The sequence below is a fragment of the Bradyrhizobium sp. USDA3010 genome (genome assembly GCF_056429065.1).
The window spans coordinates 118,813-142,339 of sequence record NZ_JBWJZD010000014.1 but is presented as its reverse complement, the minus strand read 5'-3'; the positions used below and the strand labels follow the sequence as shown (position 1 = coordinate 142,339).

At 64.1% G+C, this 23,527-nt stretch carries 18 protein-coding genes and 1 tRNA gene; 10 read left to right on the top strand and 9 right to left on the bottom strand.

All coding sequences use genetic code 11. From position 1 onward, the window contains the following. Positions 1-70: 70 nt before the first annotated feature. Both AC066Y_RS22285 and AC066Y_RS22280 read right to left on the bottom strand, forming a co-directional pair. A complete protein-coding gene (locus AC066Y_RS22285; RefSeq protein WP_478275736.1) occupies positions 71-382 on the bottom strand; it encodes a DUF1272 domain-containing protein in 312 nt (103 codons plus the stop codon). A gap of 84 nt (positions 383-466) precedes the next feature. Then, entirely contained in the window at positions 467-943 is a 477-nt protein-coding gene (locus AC066Y_RS22280; protein WP_478275735.1) for an Lrp/AsnC family transcriptional regulator, read from the bottom strand. A gap of 123 nt (positions 944-1,066) precedes the next feature. Here AC066Y_RS22280 and hppD point away from each other — a divergent pair, with 123 nt between their 5' ends. Further along, positions 1,067-2,185, top strand: coding sequence for a 4-hydroxyphenylpyruvate dioxygenase (hppD, locus tag AC066Y_RS22275; RefSeq protein WP_478275734.1), 1,119 nt, complete (start codon positions 1,067-1,069; stop codon positions 2,183-2,185). A 71-nt stretch (positions 2,186-2,256) separates the two neighbouring features. On the opposite strand, the gene AC066Y_RS22270 is transcribed toward hppD, so the two are convergent. The 4 genes from AC066Y_RS22270 to AC066Y_RS22255 form a co-directional block, all read right to left on the bottom strand. Beyond that, positions 2,257-3,369 carry a CaiB/BaiF CoA transferase family protein gene (locus AC066Y_RS22270; RefSeq protein WP_478275733.1) on the bottom strand — a complete coding sequence of 371 codons (1,113 nt, stop codon included), beginning with the start codon at positions 3,367-3,369 and terminating at the stop codon, positions 2,257-2,259. Between the two features lie 248 nt (positions 3,370-3,617). After that, entirely contained in the window at positions 3,618-4,418 is an 801-nt protein-coding gene (locus AC066Y_RS22265; RefSeq protein ID WP_478275732.1) for an FAD binding domain-containing protein, read from the bottom strand. 13 nt (positions 4,419-4,431) lie between these two features. Then, positions 4,432-6,771: a xanthine dehydrogenase family protein molybdopterin-binding subunit gene (locus AC066Y_RS22260; RefSeq protein WP_478275731.1), complete on the bottom strand. Its 2,340-nt coding sequence runs from the start codon at positions 6,769-6,771 to the stop codon at positions 4,432-4,434. 90 nt (positions 6,772-6,861) lie between these two features. Next, entirely contained in the window at positions 6,862-7,347 is a 486-nt protein-coding gene (locus tag AC066Y_RS22255) for a (2Fe-2S)-binding protein (RefSeq protein ID WP_478275730.1), read from the bottom strand. Between the two features lie 408 nt (positions 7,348-7,755). Here AC066Y_RS22255 and AC066Y_RS22250 point away from each other — a divergent pair, with 408 nt between their 5' ends. The 4 genes from AC066Y_RS22250 (at position 7,756) to AC066Y_RS22235 (ending at position 12,380) form a co-directional block, all read left to right on the top strand. Further along, the gene (locus AC066Y_RS22250; RefSeq protein WP_478275729.1) at positions 7,756-9,471 is read left to right on the top strand and encodes a PQQ-dependent dehydrogenase, methanol/ethanol family; all 1,716 of its coding nucleotides are present in this window, start codon (positions 7,756-7,758) and stop codon (positions 9,469-9,471) included. 26 nt (positions 9,472-9,497) lie between these two features. After that, entirely contained in the window at positions 9,498-10,700 is a 1,203-nt protein-coding gene (locus tag AC066Y_RS22245; protein ID WP_478275773.1) for a c-type cytochrome, read from the top strand. A gap of 138 nt (positions 10,701-10,838) precedes the next feature. Continuing rightward, positions 10,839-11,519, top strand: coding sequence for a response regulator (locus tag AC066Y_RS22240; protein WP_176534248.1), 681 nt, complete (start codon positions 10,839-10,841; stop codon positions 11,517-11,519). An 81-nt stretch (positions 11,520-11,600) separates the two neighbouring features. Continuing rightward, positions 11,601-12,380 (top strand): LuxR C-terminal-related transcriptional regulator, encoded by a 780-nt coding sequence (locus AC066Y_RS22235; RefSeq protein ID WP_478275728.1) that lies wholly within the window; start codon positions 11,601-11,603, stop codon positions 12,378-12,380. Between the two features lie 102 nt (positions 12,381-12,482). Here the strand turns inward: AC066Y_RS22235 and AC066Y_RS22230 are convergent, their stop codons facing one another. Then, positions 12,483-13,856, bottom strand: a complete 1,374-nt coding sequence (locus tag AC066Y_RS22230; protein ID WP_478275727.1) for an ATP-binding response regulator — start codon at positions 13,854-13,856, stop codon at positions 12,483-12,485. After that, positions 13,853-15,025, bottom strand: coding sequence for an FIST N-terminal domain-containing protein (locus AC066Y_RS22225; RefSeq protein WP_478275726.1), 1,173 nt, complete (start codon positions 15,023-15,025; stop codon positions 13,853-13,855). The genes AC066Y_RS22230 and AC066Y_RS22225 overlap by 4 nt, the downstream gene beginning before the upstream one ends. A 462-nt stretch (positions 15,026-15,487) precedes the next feature. Here AC066Y_RS22225 and AC066Y_RS22220 point away from each other — a divergent pair, with 462 nt between their 5' ends. Further along, positions 15,488-17,521 carry a methyl-accepting chemotaxis protein gene (locus tag AC066Y_RS22220; RefSeq protein WP_478275725.1) on the top strand — a complete coding sequence of 678 codons (2,034 nt, stop codon included), beginning with the start codon at positions 15,488-15,490 and terminating at the stop codon, positions 17,519-17,521. Positions 17,522-17,673: 152 nt separating this feature from the next. Here AC066Y_RS22220 and AC066Y_RS22215 read toward each other — a convergent pair whose 3' ends face one another. Further along, positions 17,674-18,066 (bottom strand): DUF3175 domain-containing protein, encoded by a 393-nt coding sequence (locus AC066Y_RS22215; RefSeq protein ID WP_478275724.1) that lies wholly within the window; start codon positions 18,064-18,066, stop codon positions 17,674-17,676. Positions 18,067-18,298: 232 nt separating this feature from the next. Here AC066Y_RS22215 and AC066Y_RS22210 point away from each other — a divergent pair, with 232 nt between their 5' ends. The 4 genes from AC066Y_RS22210 (at position 18,299) to AC066Y_RS22195 (ending at position 23,442) form a co-directional block, all read left to right on the top strand. After that, entirely contained in the window at positions 18,299-19,741 is a 1,443-nt protein-coding gene (locus tag AC066Y_RS22210) for an MFS transporter (protein ID WP_478275772.1), read from the top strand. Between the two features lie 3 nt (positions 19,742-19,744). Next, positions 19,745-20,572: a trehalose-phosphatase gene (otsB, locus tag AC066Y_RS22205; RefSeq protein WP_478275723.1), complete on the top strand. Its 828-nt coding sequence runs from the start codon at positions 19,745-19,747 to the stop codon at positions 20,570-20,572. 213 nt (positions 20,573-20,785) lie between these two features. After that, positions 20,786-22,237 (top strand): trehalose-6-phosphate synthase, encoded by a 1,452-nt coding sequence (locus AC066Y_RS22200; protein WP_478275722.1) that lies wholly within the window; start codon positions 20,786-20,788, stop codon positions 22,235-22,237. Positions 22,238-23,352: 1,115 nt separating this feature from the next. Further along, positions 23,353-23,442: transfer RNA gene (locus AC066Y_RS22195), tRNA-Ser, on the top strand. Positions 23,443-23,527 lie beyond the last annotated feature (85 nt).

Sequence of the window (23,527 nt, the reverse complement as noted above, 5' to 3'; positions counted from 1 at the left end):
AAGCAATCCATCGCTCCGCTTGCGCGGAACTATGGATTGCCTCGCTTTGCTCGCAATGACGAGGGGAAGCTCAGCGTTCCTCGGGCCTGATATCCTTTAGGCGCGCCGTATGCGCCGCGCAGTCCTCGAGGCTGTATTTCAGATGCACCCGCTTGTCCGACGGCGGCTGGTTCACGGTGCAGACACCCGGCCGCCACGGCTTGGCGGGCCGGATCGGCCGCGGCGCGAAGCCGCCGCCGCAGTTCGGGCAGACATTGCCGAGCTTGGTTTCGGCGCAATCCGCACAGAACGTGCATTCATACGAGCAAATCCGGGCGTCGACAGCGCTCGGTGGCAGGTCCTTGTCGCAATATTCGCAGTTCGGTCGCAGCTGTAGCGCCATGGTCGTCTCTCTAACTGGATGTTGGTGGAACGATCGCAGGTCGTGCCACCGAAGCGAATGACGGAATTCCCTCGATTTGAGCCATCACGCCTGGAGCGATTTCAGCGGCAGCTTGGTGCTCTCCTTCAACCGGTCGAGCACGATCGATGAGCGCACATGCGCCACGCTCTGATGCGGCATCAGCACGTTGTTGACGATGTCGGACAGGCTCTTCAGGTCGCGCAGCATTACCTTCAGCACGTAATCGGCATCGCCCGTCAGCGCATAGGCCTCCTGGATGTCGTCAACGCGGTTGACCAGCTCGCGAAACCGCTTGGCATTGTCGGGCGAGTGGGTCGCGAGCGTGATCTGGATGAAGGCAATCAGGCCGAAGCCGAGCGCCTCGCCGGCGAGATCGGCGTGGTAGCCGGAAATCACCTTCTCCTCCTCCAGCCGCATCCGCCGCCGCGAGCATTGCGACGCCGAGAGCCCGACCAGGTCGGCGAGCTGCTGGTTGGTCAGCCGGCCGTCGTCCTGCAGCGCGGCGAGCATTTTGAGGTCGAAGGCATCGACGTCTGGCATGCGCAGATAGTCCATTTTATGCACGGATCGTGCGCGATTTTAGCAAATCAGGGGCCATTTTGCACGCACGTTGCGCGGCAGGTGACGGAAACTGATCCTCAGATAAATCAGGGAGTTGCCGCCATGGGACCGTTTCCGCACGATGCGCCACCGGCCGAAATCAGCACTGAGAACCCGATGGGCACCGACGGCTTCGAGTTCGTCGAATATGCCCACCCCAACCCCGGCGAGCTGCACGCTTTGTTCAAGCTGATGGGCTTTGTCGCGGTCGCCCGCCACACCACCAAGAAGATCACGGTCTATCGCCAGGGCGACATCAACTATCTCGTCAATGAGGAGCCGGGCAGTCACGGCTTCAACTTCGTCGCCGCGCACGGACCCTGCGCTCCGTCGATGGCGTTCCGCGTGGTCGACGCGAAGCACGCCTATGAGCGCGCGATTGCGCTCGGCGCGGAGCCGGCGGATGTGTCGTCCGCGGAGAAGACGCTCGATGTGCCCGCGATCAAGGGCATCGGCGGCAGCCTGCTGTATTTCGTCGACCGCTACGGCGCCAAGGGTTCGGCCTATGATGCCGAGTTCGAGTGGCTCGGAGAGAAGAATCCGCGTCCCGCAGGCTCGGGCCTGTATTACATCGATCATCTCACCCATAACGTCCATCGCGGCCGCATGGATGTCTGGACCGGCTTCTATGCCAAGCTGTTCAACTTCCGCCAGATCCGCTTCTTCGACATCGAGGGCCGCGCGTCCGGCCTGTTCTCGCGCGCGCTGACCAGCCCGGACGGCAAGATCCGGATTCCGATCAACGAGGATGCCGGCGATTCCGGGCAGATCGAGGAATATCTCAACATTTATCACGGCGAGGGCATCCAGCACATCGCCTGTGGCGCGCGCGACATCTATTCGACGGTCGAGACGCTGCGCGCGGACGGCCTGCCGTTCATGCCGTCGCCGCCCGACACCTATTTCGAGCGGATCGACGCCCGACTGCCGAAACATGGTGAGGACGTCGCGCGGCTAAAGACCAACGGCATCCTGATCGACGGCGAGGGCGTGGTCGCCGGCGGCCAGACCAAGGTGCTGCTGCAGATATTCTCGGCGAACGCGATCGGGCCGATCTTCTTCGAATTCATCCAGCGCAAGGGCGACGACGGTTTCGGCGAAGGCAACTTCAAGGCGCTGTTCGAATCGATCGAGGAAGACCAGATCCGCCGCGGTGTGCTGAAGGTCGATCACGCGGCTTGAGTAGCGCAAGGGGCGTTCCCTGGCGCAAGGTCAAAGCTGTCGTCCCGGCCTTCGCCGGGACGGCAGCGAGGCTATTTTCCCGCCTTCCACGCGTTCGTCACGTCGCCGATGCTGGCCAGCTCCGGTTCGCGGATCGCCGACGGCGTGCGCGAGAAGCGCGGCGCGGGCGCGGGCTGGGTGACGCCGTGGCGCTCGACGAACACCTGGCGTGCCGCCATGTGCGGATGCGTCGGGGCCTCTTCCATGGTCAGGATCGGCGCGAAGCAGATGTCGGTGCCTTCCATGATCTTGCACCAGTCCGCGCGCGACTTGCTCTTGAACACCTTGGTCAGCTTCTCCTTCAGCGCCGGCCAGGCCTTGCGGTCCATCTGGGCGTCGAAGTCGGCGTCGATCAGGTCGGCATGCTTGCGCAGCAGCGCGTAGAACTGCGGCTCGATCGAGCCGATCGAAATGAAGTTGCCGCAGGAGCATTCGTAGACGCCGTAGAAATGCGCGCCGCCGTCCAGGAAGTTCTGGTCGCGGCCGCCGCTCCAGCGGCCCTGCGCGCGCATGTCGTAGAACATCGACATCAGCGAGGCCGCGCCGTCGCACATCGCGGTGTCGACCACCTGGCCCTTGCCGGACTTCTGCGCTTCCAGCAGCGCTGCGAGCACGCCGACCACGAGATAGAGCGCGCCGCCGCCGAAATCGCCGACCAGATTGAGCGGCGGCACCGGCTTCTCCTTAGGTCCGATCGCAGCGAGTGCGCCGGTGATCGAGATGTAGTTGATGTCGTGGCCGGCGGCGTTCGCCAGCGGGCCTTCCTGGCCCCAGCCAGTCATGCGGCCGAAGACCAGCCTCGGATTGCGCGCCAGCACGACGTCCGGGCCGAGACCGAGACGCTCCATCACGCCGGGGCGGAAGCCTTCGATCAGCGCATCGGCATGGCTGAGCAGGTCGAGCACTTCAGCGATCGCCGCCTTGTTCTTGAGGTCGAGCTCGATGACCTTGCGGCCGCGGGTTGCCACCGCCTTCAAATTCTTCCCCGCGCCGACCCGATCGAGGGTGATGACCTCGGCGCCCATGTCGGCGAGCAGCATGCAGGCGAACGGGCCGGGGCCGATGCCGGCGAATTCGACGATGCGGAAGCCGGCGAGCGGGCCCGAAATGCGAGCGGCGGTTTGGGAAGCGGGTTTATCGAGCACGTTGTTATCCGTTCGTTGTGGGCGTTAAGCGGCTGAGGTGCTTGCGGCTGGCTTGGTGCCGAATGTCATGCGTTCTCCCAGCCGTCCGTGGGACGGTATTTTTAATTAGCTGATTAGCTAAATTGTCTCGCCGAACGCGCGATGTGGCAAGCGTCTTTTGCCCCGAAGCGGCGGTAAAGCGAGGCGCCGGTAAAACGCGAACGGCGCGCATCGCTGCGCGCCGCCGCTCGACTTGTGTCTAGGCGCTATCAGCCGGCGGCAGTCACCGCCCGCTGTCCCATCACCTTCACCAGGTTCGCGCGGTAGTCCGCCGAGCCGTGGATGTCGGCGAGCAGGCCGCTCGCCGCGATCGTGACGCTGTCGAGTGCCGAAGCCGCCCAGTTCGCCTTCAGCGCCTGCTCGATCGGCCCCACCCGCATGACGCCGCTTTGCGATGCACCGGTCGCGGTGACGCGGACGTCACCCGACTTGGTCTTGGCAACGAACACGCCAGTCAGGGCGAAGCGCGAGGCCGGGTTCGGAAACTTGGCATAACCCGCCTTGGCCGGGATCGGGAACGTGACCTGTGTGATGATCTCGCCATCCTCGAGTGCCGTCGTGAACAGGCCCTTGAAGAAGTCATCCGCCGCGATCGAGCGCTTGTTGGTCTTGATCGTCGCGCCGAGTGCCAGCACCGCCGCCGGATAGTCCGCCGCCGGGTCGTTGTTGGCGAGCGAGCCGCCGATCGTGCCGCGATAGCGCACGGCGGGGTCGCCGATCATCGACGCCAGATTGGCAAGTGCCGGGATTGCCTTCCTGACCGCATCGCTTTGCGCCACATCGTAATGCGGCGTCGCGGCCTTGATGGTGACGGTGTCGCCCAAAACCTCGATGCCGATCATCTCCTGCACCTTGGAAAGGTCGATCACGTCGGACGGGGCGGCGAGACGCTGCTTCATCACGGGGAGCAGGGTTTGTCCGCCGGCAAGGAATTTTGATTCCGTGCCCTTGGCAAACGTGGCTGCGGCGTCGGCGACCGAGGAAGCGCGGTGATAATTTGTCTCGTACATGGCTCTTCCTCCCTCAACCGTGAATGGCGTGCCAGACGCGATCGGGCGTCGCCGGCATTTCCAGCTTGTTGTTGCCGATGGCGTCCGTGATCGCGTTGATCACGGCAGCAGAGGCACCGATCGCGCCGGCTTCGCCGCAGCCCTTGACGCCGAGCGGGTTGCCCGGACACAGCGTCGTGGTGTGGGAGAGCTGGAACGACGGCAGGTCGTCGGCGCGCGGCATGGTGTAATCCATGAACGATGCGGTCACGAGCTGGCCGGTGCCGTCATAGACCGCGCCTTCCAGCAGCGCCTGGCCGATGCCCTGCGCCAGGCCGCCATGGACCTGGCCCTCGACAATCATCGGATTGATCAGCCGGCCGAAATCGTCCGCTGCCACGAAGTTGACAAAGGAGGTCTTGCCGGTGCCGGGATCGACCTCGAGCTCGCAGATATAGGCGCCGGCCGGGAAGGTGAAGTTGGTCGGGTCGTAGAACGCCGTCTCCTTCAGGCCGGGCTCCATGCCGTCTGGCAAATTGTGCGCGGTATAGGCGGCGAGCGCGACCATCGGCAGCGCGATCGACTTGTCGGTGCCGGTGACCTTGAACTCGCCGTTCTCGATCACGATGTCGCTCTCGGAAGCCTCGAGCGCATGCGCCGCGATCTTCTTGGCCTTGGCTTCCACCTTCTCCATCGCCTTTACGATCGCCGCACCACCGACCGCGATCGAGCGTGAGCCGTAGGTGCCCATGCCGAACTGCACCTTGTCGGTGTCGCCATGGACGATCGAGACCTGGCTGATCGGCACGCCGAGCCGCTCGGCGATGATCTGGCAGAACGTCGTCTCGTGGCCCTGGCCGTGGCTGTGCGAGCCGGTGAGCACCTCGATGGTGCCGACCGGATTGACGCGAATTTCCGCCGATTCCCACAGGCCGACGCCGGCCCCCAAGCTGCCGACCGCCTTCGACGGCGCGATGCCGCAGGCCTCGATGTAGCAGGAGACGCCGATGCCGCGCAGCTTGCCATCGGCTTTCGCCTTGGCCTTGCGGGCCGGGAAGCCGGCATAGTCGATCGCCTTCATCGCGGCATCGATCGAGGCGTGGAAGTCGCCGACATCATACGCCATGATCACAGGCGTCTGATACGGGAACTGGTTGATGAAGTTCTTCTTGCGGAGCTCGGTCGGGTCGACCTTCAGCTGCCGCGCCGCGGTCTCCATCATCCGCTCGAGCAGATAGCTCGCCTCGGGACGGCCCGCGCCCCGATAGGCGTCGACCGGCGTCGTGTTGGTGTAGACGCCGATCACCTCGGCATAGATCGCCGGGATCACATACTGGCCCGACAGCAGCGTCGCGTAGAGATAGGTCGGCACCGCCGAGGAGAACAGCGACATATAGGCGCCGAAATTGGCATGGGTCTTCACCCGCAGGCCAAGGATCTTGTTGTCCTTGTCGAACGCCATCTCCGCCTTCGAGACATGGTCGCGGCCATGCGCGTCGGTGAGGAAGGCTTCCGAACGGTCTCCGGTCCACTTCACCGGGCGACCCACCTTCTTCGAGGCCCACAGCGCTACCATCTCTTCCGGATAGATGTAGATCTTGGAGCCGAAGCCGCCGCCGACGTCGGGTGCGATCACGCGCAACTTGTGCTCGGGCGCGATGTTGTAGAACGCCGACAGCACGAGGCGGGCGACGTGCGGATTCTGCGAGGTCGTGTAGAGCGTGTAGTGCTCCTCGGCCTGGTCATAATGCGCGACCGCTGCGCGCGGCTCCATCGCGTTCGGCACCAGGCGGTTGTTGGTGAGGTCTAGCGTCACCACATTGGCGGCCTTGCTGAACGCATCCTTGACCGCGGCTTCATCACCGAGATGCCAGTCATAGACGATGTTGCCGGGGGCTTCCGGATGAAGTTGCGGCGCGCCCGATTTGATCGCGGCCTTGATGTCGGCCGCTGCGGGAAGCTCTTCGTAATCGACGACGACGGCTTCCGCCGCGTCCTTGGCCTGGTTCTTGGTCTCGGCGATCACGACCGCGACCGCCTGTCCGACGAAGCGCACGGTCTCCGGCGCCATCGCCGGCCACGCGCCCATTTTCATCGGCGAACCGTCCTTCGAGGTGATGGCCCAGCCGCAGATCAGATTGCCGACCTTGTCGTCGACGATCTGCTGTCCGGTCAGCACCGCGATCACGCCCGGCATCTTCATGGCCTCGGCGGAGTTGATGCCCTTGACCTTGGCGTGTGCATGCGGACTGCGGATGAAGTGAGCGTAGCTCATGCCCACCATTTTGACGTCGTCGACGTAACGTCCCTGGCCGGTAATGAACCGGCGATCTTCCTTGCGCACGACGCGTGCGCCAATTCCTTCAACACCCATGGTCTGGTCCTCCCGACGGAGATTCGATTTGCCGCCGTTTCCATCGAGACCGGCGGTGATGAGCTTGATCGTGTGTACTGCGTGGGCCGGCTATTCGGCGGCCTGCGCGACCTTCATGCGGCCGGCGGCATCGAGCACCGCCTTGACGATGTTGTGGTAGCCGGTGCAGCGGCAGATGTTGCCTTCGAGCTCGTGGCGCACCGTTTCCTCGTCGAGCTTGCCACCGTAGCGGTGCACGATATCGACCGCGGACATGATCATGCCGGGGGTGCAATAGCCGCACTGCAGGCCGTGATTGTCGCGGAACGCCGCCTGCATCGGGTGCAGCTCGTCGCCCTTGGCGAGGCCTTCGATCGTGGTGACGTTGGTGCCCGCCGCCTGGCCGGCCAGCATGGTGCAGGATTTGACCGCCCGCCCATCGACATGGACGACGCAGGCGCCGCACTGGCTGGTATCGCAGCCGACATGGGTGCCGGTGAGGTTGAGGTTTTCGCGCAAGAGATGCACGAGGAGGGTTCGGTCCTCGACGTCGACCGAGACCGCCTTGCCGTTTACCGTCAGTTTGACTGTAGACACGCGTTTCTCCCAATATCTTAGCTTCGTTATGGGCCCAGTAGACCACGCTTCATTTGGGCCGTAACCGCGATCAAAGTCGTAGTCGCGGCCCTGTCATGAAAGGCGCCGGGCAGTGGCTGCGATCCTAGCAGGCAGCCGTTCGAGGGGCAATTTGCAAGCTGCGTCTGGCGTGCTCCGGCGCGACGAAATCGCGCGGCAGCGCAACGGATTTTCCGCCGGCCGATATGGTTTGCGCCATGTCAAAACCGCCACGGCGATTGCTACTACCTTCCGCCTATAACGACAAAAAGGCTTAGCTGGCATTTTCATCGCACATAGCGACTGAAGATCGCTGGTTCACGAATTGGGTAGTGAGACGCGGCGCGCGATGCATCCATCGCGGCAACGAAACCATATTGGAGGAAGCCAATGAAGCTGAGGAGCGGGATTTTCTTTGCCGGCGTGTCGCTGGTTGCCATGGTGATGGCAGGTATTACTGCGTCGAAAGCGAATGATTCCGTCGCAAAGGCGGTGTCCGATCCGAACGGATGGGCGATCGCCGGCCACGATTACGGCAACACGCGCTTCAGCCCGCTGAAGCAGATCAATTCCGAGAACGCCGGCAAGCTGCAGCTCGTCTACTCGATGTCGCTGGCTTCGTTGCGCTCCAACGAGGCTTCGCCGGTCGTGATCGGCAAGAACCTCTATGTGTCGACCTCGTGGGGGCCGAAATACGTCTATGCGATCGACGCCGCGACCGGCGCACGCAAATGGACCTGGCAGCCCGACATTCCGGATGACGTGCTTCAATACGCCTGCTGCGACGTCAACAGCCGCGGCGTGTCCTACGCCGACGGCAAGATCCTGGTCGGCCGCCTCGACGGCAAGCTGACGGCGCTCGACGCCGAGACCGGCAAGGAGCTCTGGACCTCGACCGTGGTCGACTACAAGCAGGGCTCGGTCATCACCTCGCCGCCGCTGATCGTCCGCGACAAGGTGATCACCGGCTTCGGCGGCGGCGAATATGGCGTCCGCGGCTCGTTGCAGGCCTTCTCGCTCAAGGATGGCAAGCTGCTCTGGCAGACCTTCACGGTGCCGGCGCCGGGCGAGCCCGGCAGCGACACCTGGAAGGGAGACACCGGGCTGCATGGCGGCGGCGCCGCCTGGCTGGTCGGCTCCTACGATGCCAAGTCCGACACGGTCTACTGGGGTACCAGCAATCCGGGGCCGTGGAATACAGGCGTACGCTCCACCGGCGACGGCAATTTCGGCAAGCTGACCAACCTCTACACCGCCTCGACGCTGGCGATCGATCCCAACACCGGCAAGATCAAGTGGCACATCCAGGGCACGCCGGCCGACGCCTGGGATTATGACGGCGTCAACGAGCTCTTGCTCGCCGACCTCAAGATCAAGGGCGCCGAGACGCCTGTCCTGATGAAGGCGGATCGCAACGGCTTCTTCTTCGTGGCCAACCGCGAGACCGGCAAGGTGATCTCGGCCGAGAAGTACGTCTTCTCCAACTGGGCCAAGAAGTGGGACATCAACACCATGCGGGCGGAAGAGGATCCGGACAAGCGCCCCGGCCCCGGCCATCCCGCCAAGGACATCTGCCCGAACCTGATCGGCGGCAAGAACTGGCAGCCGATGTCGTTCAACCCGCAGACCGGCCTCGTCTACATTCCGAGCAACAATGTGTGCATGGACTGGTCGGTCTCTGACGTGAACTACAAGCGCGGCGTGTTCTATCTCGGCGCCGAATTCCCGACCAAGCCCGGTCCCGGCGGCTTCCTCGGCGAACTCGTGGCCTGGGATCCGATCGCCAACAAGAAGGTGTGGAGCATCAAGGAAGACCTGCCGTTCAACGGTGGCACGCTGACGACCGGCGGCAACCTGGTGTTTTCAGGCAATCTGCACGGCGACTTCCGCGCCATCGATGCCAAGAGCGGCAAGGTGCTGTGGAGCAAGAACCTCGGCAGCGGCATCGGTGCCGGTCCGGTGACCTATTCGGTCGACGGCAAGCAGTATGTCGCGATCGTGGTCGGGCGCACCGCCGCGCTGCCGGCCTTCCTCGGTGACATCGGTAAGAAGATGGTCGCCGCGGCGCCGGAAGGCGGCTCGCTGTTCGTGTTCGCCCTGCAATAACGATCGTCAAGGAGGCAGCATTGTCCGTGTCTTGCATCGCCCGAAACGAACTGCGCACCCCCTCGCGCAACACGCGGTTGGAACATGCAATCCGGACCGTGCTGCTCTCCGCCCTGCTTATGGTGCCGGCCCTGGCGGCCGGCGCCGACGAGACAAAACCGCCGCTGCGGCTCTGCGCCGACCCGACCAACCTGCCGTTCTCGAGCGACGACCCGGGCAAGCCCGGCCTCTATCTCGAGATCGGCCAGGCGGTGGCCCAGAAGCTCGGCCGCACGGTGAGCACCAACTGGTACAAGTCCTATTTCGGCAAGCGCACCGTGCGGGAGACGCTGCTCAGCAAGCAGTGCGACGCCATGGTCGGCCTGCCGCTGGTCGACGATTTCATGGGGCCGGCGGTGATCTTCTCCAAGCCGATCGCCCATGAAGGCTATGCGCTGGTCGGCGCCAGGGATCGCAAACTGGCCGGCATCGACGACCTCAAGGGATTGCGGGTTGCGGTGCAATATCAATCGACGCCGCAAAATCTATTGGCGCTGCGTGACGACATCCAGAAGGTCACCGTGCTCAGCCCGGAGGAGGGCATGGCGGCCCTCGAACAGGGCAAGGTCGACATCGCCTTCATCTGGGCGCCGGTGGCGGGCTGGCTCAACAAGACCAGCTACGGCGACAAGTACCAGATCGTCTCGACCGAGGGCGACGGCCTGCTCTGGGCGACCGCGGTCGGCTTCGCCAAGGCGTCCGGCGCGCTGCGCGATGAGGTCGACGCCGTGCTGCCGTCGCTGCAGCCGGAGATTTCCGCCCTGTTTGCCAAATATAGCGTGCCGAACGGCGCTCCGGTGAAGTTCGGCGAGGCTGACCGGGCGACGACGTCGTCCGCCGGAGCCAGCGAACCGGTCACGGTCGGGCAGGCGGCTTCGGCGGAGAAGCCGGTCCAGACCGCCGCAACCGCCGGGGATGCCAAAGGCGATGCCACGGCGGGGCGGGAGGTCTTCAACGGCACCTGCGCCCATTGCCACGGTCCGGACGCGGTGCAGGCCGAGCGAAAGATCGATCTCAGGTTGCTCAGGAAGCGCTATGCTGATGACATGGAGTCGACCTTCTGGAAGACGGTCCATGACGGGCGGCCAGCCAAGGGCATGCCGGCCTGGAAGGACGTCTTCAGCGACGACGAGCTCAGAAACGTATATGCCTATCTGCAGAGTGTGCAGGACACCGGCGGGTCGAACTAGCTGCCGCGATCCGCAATAGAAGCGTTTTCGAGCGAAGTGGATACTGGTTCGCGTGAAGAAGACGCATCAGAACATGAATCGAGAGTCCCGTTCCGATTCAATCGGAATGGAAACGGCTCGAGCAGTGCGAGGGTCCTCATGATGGGGTTCCTGATCATCGACGATCATCCCCTGTTTGGGGAGGCGCTTGGCAACGCCATCCGCATCTCGCATCCCGATGCCCGGATTTATGAGGCCACCTCGATCAAGGGGGCCCTTGGCATCCTCGCCAGCGAGCCGAATATCGACCTCGCGCTGCTCGATCTGCTGCTGCCCGACGTCGTCGGCTTCTCCGGCTTTCAGAAGATCAGGGATCGCTATCCGCGGCTGCCGATCGCGATCGTCTCGAGCGAGGAGGACAAGCACACCATCCGCGAGGCGCTGGAAATGGGTGCGGTCGGCTACCTGCCGAAGTCGACCTCGCTCGGCGAGCTCTCGCAGGCGATCGCGCGCGTGCTGAGCGGATCGGTCTCGGCGCCGCGGGATTTCGTTGCGGTTGGCGCGCTGGAACAGTCCGAGACGGCGCGGACGCTGCGCGAGCGGATCCAGAAGCTGACGCCGCAGCAAATCCGCGTGCTTCACTTGATCATCCGCGGCCTGCAGAACCGCGAAATCGCCGCCGAGCTCAAGCTCGCGGAATCCACCGTGAAGGCGCATGTGACCGAGATCCTGCGCAAGCTGAAGCTGTTCAGCCGCAACAAGGCGATCATCGAACTCGGCAAGATTCCGCTTCCCGTCCTTGAAGCCAGCTCGGGCGCGAAGGCAGAGAAGGCGCCCTAGGTTTGCTGCGCTGCAAGGCGAAACCATCCGGGGTGCTACCTATAGGCTGCCGCCCGGCTTTGAGATAACGTCGTCCGAACAATGGCTGTCATCAGCGATCCGAGGGAGGACGGCGCAGCATTGACCACGACCGCGCCCCTGGCGGACGAGCCGCCGCTCGATAAGGCGGGTGCGCCTCGACTGCTGATCGTCGAGGACCACCCGCTGTTCCGTGCCGCCCTGATCGGCGTGATCGGGGCCGAGTTTCCCGACGCCGAGGTGCTGCAGGCGACCTCGATCGATGGCGCGCTCGACGTGATCGCCGCGCGCGACGGCCTCGATCTGATCCTGCTCGATCTGTCGATGCCGGGAACCACCGGCCTGCTCGGCGCTTACCGGGTGCGGGCCGCGGCGCCGCGTAGCGCGCTCGTGATCGTGTCGGCGCATGACGATTCCCGGATCATCGGCAGCGCGATCGCGCTCGGCATTTCCGGATTCATTCCGAAGTCGACGCCGAAGGTCGAACTGGCGCGCCTGCTGCGCGGCCTTCTCGAAGGCGAGGTGTGCCTGCCGACGCGTTTCCGCGATTCGGCTGCCGCACGGACGGGCCAGGCCGACACCAGGCAACTGGTGCAGCAGCTCGGCCAGTTCACCGCGCAGCAGCTTCGCGTGCTCGACATGATCTGCCGCGGCCTGCAGAACAAGCACATCGCCTATCAGCTCGATATCTCGGTCACCACCGTGAAGGTGCACGTCTCGGAGATCCTGCGGAAGCTCGGCGTGCGCAGCCGGACCGAGGCCATCATCGCGCTGTCGAAACTGGATTTTGGCAAGCACGATCACGCACCGGTGACGGTCTCGCCGCCGTCGCATAGCGACTAGAGCCTTTCCCGTTCCGATGGAATCGGAACCGGGCTCCAGGTTCCTGTCTTGACGCGTTTTCTTCACGCGAACCGGGATCCACTTCGCTCGAAAACGCTCTGATCATAGCCGCGCGCCCGACTGCTCCGCCGCCAGCAGGAATGACAGCAGCGAGCGCATCTCGGCGGGCTTGATCGGCTTCTTCAGCAATTCGTGGCCAAAGGCCGAGACGTCGGAGGCGGCCTTGGCCGAGTAGTCGGCGGTCACGATGATCGCCGGAACCTTGGCGTTGATCTCGCCGCGGATCACGTCGACGGCCTGGATGCCGGTCTCGCCATTGTCGAGGTGCAGGTCGGCGATGATGGCGTCGGGAATGCCGTCCAGTGCGTGGATGCGCTCGAGCGCCTCGGTCTTGGAGATCGTCACGGCGACGTCGCAGCCCCATTTCTCCAGCAGATGGGCGAGGCCCTCGGCGCTCGAGAGGTCGTTCTCGATCAGCAGGATCTTCGCGCCCTCCATGCCGCCATAGCGATAGTCGACGCTGGCCTGTTCGCGCACGGGGATCGCAACCGGATCGAGGGTGCGGGGCACGGTGACCGAGAACACCGAGCCCTTGCCGGCGCGTGAACTCAGCCTGATGTCATGACCGAGCAGGTCGGCAAACCGGCGCACGATCGAAAGGCCAAGCCCGATGCCGGCCTTGTCGCTTGCGCCGGCGTCCCCGCGCTGAAATTCGACGAAGATGGCTTCGCGCTGGGCTTCCGGGATGCCCGGCCCGGTGTCATGAACCTCGATGCAGATGTCGTCGCCCTTGAGGCGGCATCCCATCAGCACGGTGCCGCGCTGGGTGTAGCGCAGCGCATTGGCCACAAGGTTTTGCAGGATCCGGCGCAGCATCAGCGGGTCGGAGCGAACCACCGCAGACGACGGTATGATCTTGAAGCCGAGGTTGCGCTTGGCGGCGGTTGCCACAAATTCCTGCTCGAGCTGCTCGAACAGCGAGGCGATCGCGACCGGACCGAATTCGGGCCTGAGCACACCGGCATCGAGCTTCGAGATGTCGAGCAACGTTCGCAGCATGTCCTCGAGCGTCGCCAGCGAACGGTCGATCTGGTCGGTCAGCGCGACGCTCTTGGATTCGTTGGCCATCTCGGTCAGCGCGGACAGCGTCAGCCGCGCTGCATTGAGCGGCTGCAACAGGTCGTGCGTCACCGAAACCAGCACCGATGATTTCAGCGAACTTGCCGCCTCGGCTTGCTGCTTGGCCTGCAGCAGGCGTCCGTTGGTCTTTTCCAGCGATTGCAGCGCCTGCTTGAGCTGCTGGGTGCGGTCACGCACCTGCTGATCCAGCGCGATGGCCGTCTCGAACAGCGAGAAGGCATTGAGCTGCTGGTCGGTCGAACGTTCGACGCGCGACATCAGCGCCGCGTTGATCTTGCGCAGCTTCTCGGTTTCGCGTTCGAGGGCCGCAATGCGCGTGGTCGTGCTGTCGGTCATTGCGGGGCGACAGCCCGCTTGCCGATGGCGATGCCGGTCAGCGTCTGGTTGACATGCATGGAGCGATACTGCTCGCCATAGGTCTGAAAGCCAATCACTTTGTTGCGGCGATAGAGCTCCGACATCTCCCGCGACAGCTGGCGTTGCTCGACATCGAGCCGGCGCAGCACGCATTCGAAGCCGATGAACATCGAGACCTCGCCGAGTTCCTCGGTCAGCTCCTGGAGCAGGCGGCTCGTCACGTCGATCGGGTCGCGCTCGCGCGCCACCGTCAGCACCATGCCCTCGTCGATGGCGCAGAAGAACTGCAGCGACCCGTCGGGATTGGTGCGCTGGATCGACCGCGCGTAATAGGCGCCGCCGACGCGCACCAGGACCGGATGCGCGGCGAACGAGAACAGTTCGAGCTTGCTGTCGCTGAGGCCGACGGCACGCGAATATTCCAGCGCGGCGGGCTCGGCATTCAATTCCTTGACGATACGGTGCTCGATGTCGGCCTCGGTCACCACCATCTTGGTTGAGGTCGGCTCGAAATGGTCGCATTTGAAGGTGCGGAACGGCAGCCGCGTCCGGATCAGGATCAGGACGGCAGCGTCGGTAAAGGCTTCGCCGCCGTAGAATATCCACGACTTCTCGAAGCGCAGGCCATCGCCGGCGGAGCCGCCGACCACCGGAATGTCGCCGAGCGATGCGTAGATCGCCGACATGATGGTTTCCTCGCGCTGGCACATGCCGTCGATGAAGAGCAGCCCGAAGGAATCGTCGGTGTGATCGCAATGCTCGGTGCGTTGCGCGAATTCGTTCTGCAGCTCGGTGCACATCGAGCGGCCGTGATCGACCCGGAACGTCGCGAGATCGAACAGCGGCCGGGCCGCGATGACGAAATCGGCGGCGTTGAAGCCCATCGCGACGACGCTGTCCTCATCCCAGCCGCCGGGCGACAATTCGCCCGCCGTGGTGCAGCCGAAGATCGGAACGTCGGGCATCTGCCTCGACAGTTCGGCAATGAATTCCTTCGGGTCATAGAACGGCGACACGAACACCACGAGCATGGCGAGATCAGCCGCCGCCAACTGGCGCGCGATCTCGTCGGCGGCTTCCTGCGGCCCGTTGGTCTTTGCCTGCACCACGACAATACTGTCGGTGGCGCTGCCGTTCTGCTTCGCCAAAGGCGTTCTCCCTGACCAGAATTTTTTGCTTTTCTTGGCGCGGCCGGTTGAAGCCGCGCGGGCCGTAAGGGCATCCGGGCCAGGCCGCGATGGTTCGCGGTCCGCCCTGTCTTTATATTCTAGGTCGTGAGGGGGATGTCATGGGCCGCGCGGCTTCGCCGGCAGCTACGCTCGCCGCAAGCGCCAGCGGCGCCGACCGACGCGATGACATGGGACACCTCCCGATGTGTTCTCCTGGCCCGGGCAGGGACAGGTTTGATCGGTTCTAAACTATCGGGCCGGACCCGCGCGTCAATCACCTTGCCCACCCCCCTGGGCAGACCAAGGTAGTACCGGGCCGATACGGGCGTGCGGCTGCCCATTTACCGGGCCTTATTGATTCTGCCTTAGTTTTGCCCTCCGGGGGCTGGGCGGGTTGCTGCCGGACCCCGCGTGGTTTTCAGAATGAAGACGGGGGTTGGAATGCCGGGACTGAAGCGATCGTTGTCGATCAGGCTCCCAACCCTCAGATTCCGCGCCAAGATCATGCTCGGCTTTGCCGTCACGCTGGCGCTGTCGGCGGCCACCATGGGCTTTGCCTATATGGGCTTCGAGCGGGTCTCCGCCGGTGTCGGCTCCTACCGCCAGAGCGTCGCGGAAGCCGACCTCGCCCGCAACATCGATCGCGAATTGATCTCCTACCGTTCGCTGGCGCGCTACTACGTCGCCACCGGCAAGGAGGACGACGCCAAGGCCGCGCTCGCCGCCGAGGCCAGCCTGAAGGACGCCATCGTGGCGTCGATGAAGGGCACCAGCAATCCGGCCCGCCTCGAGCAGGTCACCAAGCTGGAGCGCGAATTTCGCGCCTTCACCAAGATTTTTGCCGAGATCGTCCGCATCAAGGACGAGAGCGCGCAGACCGCGCAGAACAAGCTGGTCCGCAGTGCGACCTCGATGCGCTACAAGCTCGACGATCTGCCGAGCAATGCCGACGATTCCGAGCTGCAGTCCATTCAGTTCGGCGCCAAGAAGGTCGCCGACCAGCTGCAGTCGATCACCGGCGCCGTCAACACGTTCGTCGTCAACGGCGACAAGACGGTCGCCTCCAGCGCGCTCGCCCGGCTGAAATTCGCCGACAATCTCGTCAAGGGAATCACATCGAACAACGAGCGGATCGCCCAGGGCGTGAAGGACATTACCGCCCTGCTTGAAGAGTACCGCGAGGCGCTGGCCAAGCTGATCGCGAATGCGAAGTCGATCGACGAATTGACCGTCGAGATGACGGAATCCGCGGCCGCCATCAGCCAGGGTGCGGCGGCGATGAAGTCCGACCTGCTCGCCGACCAGAAGCGGCTCGAGAACGAATCGCATTCCATGATCGGCGAGACCGAGCAGCTGATCCTGATGCTTGCGGCCGGCAGTTTCGTGCTCGGGCCGGTATGGGCCTTCCTGCTCGGCAAGGGGATCTCGCGGCCGATCGCGGCGATGTGCGCGGCGATGCGCGAGCTTGCGGCCGGCAATTTCGACGTGGTGCTGCCAGGCCTCGGCCGTCGCGACGAGCTCGGCGAGATGGCCGGCGCCGTCGAAGAGTTCAAGGTCCAGGCGGTCGCCAAGGCCGAGCGCGATGCCGCGACCCAGGAAGCGCAGAACAAGGCGAGCGCGGCTACGCGGCGCGCCGAGTTGATCCGCTTCGCCGACGAATTCGAATCCGCCGTCGGCTCGATCGTCTCCAATGTGTCGGCTTCCGCCGTGCAGCTCGAATCCGCGGCAGGCACGCTGACCCGCACCGCCGAGACCACGCAGAACCTGTCGAGCCAGGTCGCAGGCGCCTCCGAGGAAGCCTCCAGCAACATGCAGTCGGTTGCTTCCGCGACCGAGGAGCTGTCGGCGTCGGTCGACGAGATCGGGCGCCGGGCCAAGGAATCCAGCCAGATCGCCGATTCAGCCGTGCGTCAGGCCGAGCAGACCGACGCCCGGATCGGCAAGCTCTCGCGCGCTGCGCAGGAGATCGGCGACGTGGTCAAGCTGATCACGGCGATCGCCGAGCAGACCAACCTCCTGGCGCTGAACGCCACCATCGAGGCCGCGCGCGCCGGCGATGCGGGCCGCGGCTTCGCGGTGGTCGCCGCCGAGGTGAAGTCGCTGGCGAGCCAGACCGCGAGAGCCACCGACGAGATATCGACCCACATCTCGGGCATGCAGGCCGCGACGCAGGAATCGGTCGCCGCGATCAAGGAGATAGGCGGCACGATCGGGCAGATCTCCGGGATCGCGACCAACATCGCGAGCTCGGTCGAGCAGCAGAGCGCGGCAACGCAGGAGATCGCGCGCAGCGTGCAGAACGTCGCGCAGGGCACCCAGGAAGCCGCCTCCAGCGTCACCCAGGTCAATCGCGGCGCCACCGAGACGGGAGTCGCATCTGAAGAAGTGCTGAACTCGGCCCGCTCGCTGTCGGTCGAGAGCTCGCGGCTGCGCGAGGAGCTCGACCGCTTCATGGCGAACATCCGCGCGGCGTAGACCCACAAGTGTCGTCCCGGCGCGGGCCGGGGCCCATAACCACCACCGTTCGTTGGCGCGAGGATAACTCGCCGCTTGCCCTTTCCGATGGCCGCGGCGTATTGGTCCCGGCCTCCGCCGGGACGACGCCGTTAGTCGACGAGACGACGGGGTTAATCCCGTCCGAACAGGTGCTTCAATTCGACCTTGGCACGCTCCAGCCGTGAGCGCTCGGGCTTCGGGAGCGTCTTGCCGGCGCGGTTGATATAGAAGGTGAGCATCGACAACGCGGAGCGATAGGCGCCGCTCTTGCGACGCGTGCTTCGCTCGGCGGATGTTTTCAGCGATGATGCAATCTTTTTCGCGCTCGTCTGTTTGAACACGCCGCGCTTGAGGTCGAGCGCATCGCTGTGTCTCGTGACCCGCTGTGACCAGCGCTTCGTCGTCGTCTTGCTCGCTCCGCGCTTGCGGCGTGTCGTGCTGGCGGATCGTGCGGCCGATCTCCTTGCTGGTTTTCCCGTTGATTTTGTTGCCGTCTTGCGCGTGGTTTTCTTGTGTGCGGCCATCAATGCCTCCGTGGCTGTCGAGCCGAAAACCGTTCGCCGCAATCGCGGTTCCTATGCCGCATTGCGGGAACCCTTGCCGAGCTGCGGCGTTGACATCGCGTGGCGGGCACTCGTTTGCCGCAATCCTGGGAAAGAGCACCTTGGAACACAGCGCTTCCGAGGTGTTTCCCATTGGTCCATTCTGATGACACTGCAGCGGACACAGTTGAGTTCTGCGACCACGCACGAGGCGATGGCTCCAATCACGCCGAATGACGACCGCATCATCGAGACCTCGATTCCTCTCCGCCTCGACAACCTGCGCTGGAGCGGCTTTCACACCCGCGTCGTGCTGGCGCTTGGCATCACCTGGATTCTCGACGGACTCGAAGTGACGCTGGCCGGAGCGTTGTCGGGCGCGCTGAAGGAGAGCCCGACGATGAGCTTCTCCAACGCCGATGTCGGCCTTGCCAGCAGCGCCTATCTCGCCGGCGCCGTGCTCGGCGCGCTCGGCTTCGGCTGGCTCACCGACCGGATCGGCCGCAAGAAGCTGTTCTTCATCACGCTCGCGCTCTATCTCTCGGCGACGGCCGCGACCGCGCTGTCGTGGAATGTCGCGAGCTACGCGCTGTTTCGCTTCCTCACCGGCGCCGGCATCGGCGGCGAATACACCGCGATCAATTCGACCATCCAGGAGCTGGTGCCGGCGCGCTATCGCGGCTGGACCGATCTCGTCATCAACGGCAGCTTCTGGATCGGCGCCGCGATTGGTGCGGTGAGCGCGATCGTCCTGCTCGATCCTGCGTTGCTTGCGCCGGATCACGGCTGGCGGATCGCCTATTTCACTGGCGCGGCGCTCGGTCTCGTCGTGCTGTTGATGCGGATGTGGATTCCGGAAAGTCCGCGCTGGCTGATGATCCATGGACGCCCCGAAGAGGCCCACAGGATCGTCGCCGATATCGAGACCTCCGTGCTCGGCCACGAACAGCCGAGCGAGAGCTTCGAGAAGATCAGGCTGCGGATGCGCGATCACACGCCGCTGCGCGAGGTCGCGGTGACGCTGTTCTCCACCTACCGGCAGCGCTCGCTGGTCGGGCTGACGCTGATGGCCGCGCAGGCATTCTTCTACAATGCGATCTTCTTCACCTTCGCGCTGATCCTGACCGATTTCTTCGGCATCGCCGCCAGCAATGTCGGCTGGTACATCCTGCCATTCGCCGCCGGCAACTTCCTCGGGCCGCTGCTGCTCGGCCGCCTGTTCGACACGCTTGGCCGCCGCACCATGATCGCGTTGACCTATGGCATCTCGGGCGTGCTGCTGGCGCTGTCCGGCTATCTGTTCTCGATCGGCGCGCTCAGCGCGCAGACCCAGACCATCGCTTGGATGGTGATCTTCTTCTTCGCCTCGCCGGCGGCGAGCGCCGCCTACCTCACCGTCAGCGAGAACTTTCCGCTGGAGGTCCGCGCGCTCGCGATCGCCGTCTTCTATGCGGTCGGCACCGGCATCGGCGGCGTGATTGGACCCGCGCTGTTCGGCGTGCTGATCGACACCGGATCGCGCAACAGCGTGTTCGCCGGCTACCTTCTGGGGTCGGCACTCATGATGGTCGCCGCAGCCGTTGCATGGCGCTATGCCATCGCGGCCGAGCGAAAATCGCTCGAATCTGTCGCGCGACCGTTGGCATTTGTGGAGTAGACTATGACGAAGCATGAATTGGCCGAAATGCCCCTGGATGATGACATCACTCCCGACAGGACGGCTGACAGCGCGCCGGCATCGCTGATTCCGCCGCTGGATCGCACCGCGGTGCTGCTCGACATCGACGGCACCTTGCTCGATTTCGCGCCGACCCCGCGAGAGGTTTGGGTGCCACCGGAGCTCGCGACCACGCTGAAGCAATTGCATGGGCGCACTGGCGGCGCGCTGGCGCTGGTCAGCGGCCGTTCGCTCAACGATATCGACCTGATCTTCGCGCCGGAGCAGTTTCCCGCCGTCGGCGGACATGGCGCCGAGATGCGGGTGCAGCCGGACAGCGAGGCGGTCGCCGCGCACGCGCCGCCGCTCGACAAGGAATTGAAGCGACGGCTCGCCGCGATCGCCAAGCTCAGCCCCGGCATTTTGCTCGAGGACAAGGGCTATTCGCTGGCGCTGCACTATCGGTTGGCGCCGCAGGCGGAGAGGGCGATCTATGAGGCGGTCTCGCTGATCCGCGCCGAGCTGCCGAATGCGCCGATCGAGGTGCTGCCGGGCAAGAGCGTCTGCGAGATCAAGCATTCGGGCTTCACCAAGGCGACCGGCGTGCTCGAGCTGATGACGCATGAACCCTTCAAGGGACGCCGCCCGTTCTTCATCGGCGACGACGTCACCGACGAGACCGTGTTCGCGATCATGCCCGATTTCAACGGTCTCGCGTTCTCCGTCGGACGTCGCGCCACCGGCGTCGCCGGACATTTCGACGGGCCGGGCGATGTGCGCACATTCCTCGCACGGCTGCTCGACGATGATAGGGACGTGGGCCTGTCCTAACCAAATCATCAGCATCGCACGTCGCGCCGCGCATTGCCGAATGCGGTCGTTTTGCGTCGTGGCGTGCGTCTCGCGTGAATTTTTCTTTTCGCGAGTTCCCGCGAGTTCCTTCGCACTTCGCCAGAATTTGGTTTCAATTGGGAGATTCCTTGATCCGGAACCATCTTGATGAATGGTTGTTAATACGCGAGTTGACCAACAGGAGGGGACCGGGTGAACCTCGTCGTCGTATCGAACCGCGTCTCGCGCGGAAAACCCAATGAACCCATGACGGGGGGGCTGGCTGCGGCATTATTGCCGGTGGTGGAAAAGACAGGGGCAATATGGGTTGGTTCCAGCGGACGTGTCCGCGACGGGAACCACAAGGAACCTTTTGCAGAGGTCGAAGCTCTCGGCGCCGGCGCGCTGGCGATGCTCGATCTGCCGGCCGCGCACTATGGCGGCTACTACGAAGGCTTTGCCAATTCGGCGTTGTGGCCCGCGATGCATTCGCGCGCCGATCTGATTCGTGCCTCGCACGAGGACTACGCGAGCTATCGCGAAGTGAACGCGTTCATGGCGCGCGCGTTGTTGCGCTTCCGCAAGCCTGATTCCGTGTTCTGGGTCCAGGACTATCACTTCCTCGCGCTCGGCGCCGAGTTGCGCGATCTCGGCGTCACGCAGCCGATCGGCTTCTTCCTGCACACGCCGTGGCCGGCGCGCGCGGTGATCGCGGGCGTGCCCAATCATCGTGAGCTGATCGAGGCGATGCTGTCCTATGATCTGATCGGCTTCCAGACCGATGAGGACTGCGAGAACTTCCTGAGCTACGTGCAGAACGATCTCGAATTCGCGGTGCGCGACGGCGTGATCAATTCGTCGTTCGGCCGCACCCGCGCTGCGGTGTTTCCGATCGGCATCGATCCCGGGAAGTTCGCGCAGGCGGCGACCAAGGCGATGATGCATCCCGACGTGACGCGGCTGCGGCGCAGCCTCAATGGCGAGAAGCTCGCGATCGGCGTCGACCGGCTCGACTATTCCAAGGGCCTCGTCAACCGCATCAAGGCATTTGACAAGATGTGGACGTTGCACCCGAACCTGAAGCGTTCGGTGTCGCTGCTGCAGATCGCAACGCCCTCGCGCGGCGCGATCGAGGCCTATGGCAATCTCGCGAGCGAGGTCGCGAAGCTCGTCACCGACGTCAACGGCGTGCATGGCGAGGTCGACTGGACGCCGATCCGCTACCTCAACAAGGGTTTCGGCCAGGGTGTGCTCGCAGGGCTCTACCGCACCGCGCAGGTCGGCGTGGTGACGCCGCTGCAGGACGGCATGAACCTCGTTGCCAAGGAATATGTCGCGGCCCAGAATCCGGCCGACCCCGGCGTGCTGGTGCTGTCGAAATTCGCGGGCGCGGCGAACGAGCTCGACACCGCGCTGCTGGTCAATCCGCACGACATCGACGGCATGGCGCGCACTTTGGCGACGGCGCTCGCGATGCCGCTGACCGAGCGGCGGATGCGCTGGGAAGCCATGATGGAGAAGCTCAACAGCGGCACCATCCAGCAATGGTTCGCCGATTTCATCGAGGCGCTGCAGGATACGCACAGTGCGGGAAACGCGGCGCTGCCGGAGCCACCAACCCTGTGGCCGCGCCGCACGGCGGACATTGCCGCGCGATATCACTGAGCGAGCACGAGTTCGCCGGCGCATAGCGACGATGGGCACGCCAGCGCGTGCCCATCGTCGTGCATCGTTGTCTTCCGATTCACCAGTCAAACAGCTCCTCGGTGTCATCACCCGCGCATGCGGGTGATCCAGTATTCCAGAGGCGCCTGTTGCCTGAGCCGAGATGCCGCGGCGTACTGGATCGCCCGGTCGCCGCAGCGTCGCGCAACGATTGAGATTTGGGGTAATGGGTCCTGGCTTTCGCCAGGACGACACCGAATGTGTGGCGCGGACTGCTCGACATACACCTACATTCTCGCGACATGAATCGTCCGAGTCTTGCATCTCGTTCCGCCCTTTCTTGAACAGAGGGCGCAGGGAACGCCGGGTGCCGATCGCACCCATGGGCCCCGAGCAATGGGTAGAAGGCTCGGGGGGTAGGACCACAGGTGTAACCGGAGCAATCCGGCTTTCCCTGCGCGATGGGTTACGGCTTACTTCGTGCTCTCCCCGGCGAGACTGGGCTTGCTTGTCACCGCCTTCACAAGACGGGTTCGCGCCTTGTGAAAAGACACCTGCCGCTAGGGCGTCAGGACCACACGACTTCACCGTCCGCCTTGCATGCCCTCGTCAGTCGCACGCTCGGCGTCCACCGCATCTCGACCCACGTTCGTGACGACCGCGAAGCGCCCCTCGTTCAGGTGAGACGGGCGAACCATAAACCGAGTTGCATTTCGGATAAAGCGAAATATTTTCACGCGCAAGGATTGACAGGTTTTACTGAGTTGCCCGTCGGGTTGTTTTGTCGCACCTCTCTTGCCGTCATTCCCCGGTGCATCTCCTGGCGCGAGCCCAGAATCCATCAAGCCGCAACATTTGTGGCGAGGTGCATTCCGCGCCTGATGTTTCGCGTGCCGCGGCATAACCGGAGGGCGGCCTGATCAGTGCGTCCAGTGATTTGCGCCGGTCTCGGACCCGCCCCCGGCCAAAATCGCGCGCGGTTGCAAGCAAGGCCATCGGATGGGGCTGCGGGCGCCGCCAATTTACCCAATATTTTCAAACCATTGGGGAAATTTCGCGGTCCGGCCCTGCGCTCCCTTGCAAAATCCGCCTCAGCCCTTCAAGAGAGGCCTCCCGGAGAGATGGCCGAGTGGCTTAAGGCGCACGCTTGGAAAGCGTGTGTGCGGGAAACCGTACCGTGGGTTCGAATCCCACTCTCTCCGCCACCCCACGCCAGAGCTTGGTCTGAGTGTCGGTTTGTTGGCGGCCAGCTAGTTCATTCGCGAACGAAGGTTTTGATTCTGCTCAGGT

Coding starts and splice junctions, on each gene's coding strand:
- AC066Y_RS22285 (WP_478275736.1), bottom strand. CDS start 382: ATGGCGCTACAGCTGCGACCGAACTGCGAATATTGCGACAAGGACCTG.
- AC066Y_RS22280 (WP_478275735.1), bottom strand. CDS start 943: ATGCCAGACGTCGATGCCTTCGACCTCAAAATGCTCGCCGCGCTGCAG.
- hppD (WP_478275734.1), top strand. CDS start 1,067: ATGGGACCGTTTCCGCACGATGCGCCACCGGCCGAAATCAGCACTGAG.
- AC066Y_RS22265 (WP_478275732.1), bottom strand. CDS start 4,418: ATGTACGAGACAAATTATCACCGCGCTTCCTCGGTCGCCGACGCCGCA.
- AC066Y_RS22260 (WP_478275731.1), bottom strand. CDS start 6,771: ATGGGTGTTGAAGGAATTGGCGCACGCGTCGTGCGCAAGGAAGATCGC.
- AC066Y_RS22250 (WP_478275729.1), top strand. CDS start 7,756: ATGAAGCTGAGGAGCGGGATTTTCTTTGCCGGCGTGTCGCTGGTTGCC.
- AC066Y_RS22240 (WP_176534248.1), top strand. CDS start 10,839: ATGATGGGGTTCCTGATCATCGACGATCATCCCCTGTTTGGGGAGGCG.
- AC066Y_RS22235 (WP_478275728.1), top strand. CDS start 11,601: ATGGCTGTCATCAGCGATCCGAGGGAGGACGGCGCAGCATTGACCACG.
- AC066Y_RS22230 (WP_478275727.1), bottom strand. CDS start 13,856: ATGACCGACAGCACGACCACGCGCATTGCGGCCCTCGAACGCGAAACC.
- AC066Y_RS22220 (WP_478275725.1), top strand. CDS start 15,488: ATGCCGGGACTGAAGCGATCGTTGTCGATCAGGCTCCCAACCCTCAGA.
- AC066Y_RS22215 (WP_478275724.1), bottom strand. CDS start 18,066: ATGGCCGCACACAAGAAAACCACGCGCAAGACGGCAACAAAATCAACG.
- AC066Y_RS22210 (WP_478275772.1), top strand. CDS start 18,299: ATGGCTCCAATCACGCCGAATGACGACCGCATCATCGAGACCTCGATT.
- otsB (WP_478275723.1), top strand. CDS start 19,745: ATGACGAAGCATGAATTGGCCGAAATGCCCCTGGATGATGACATCACT.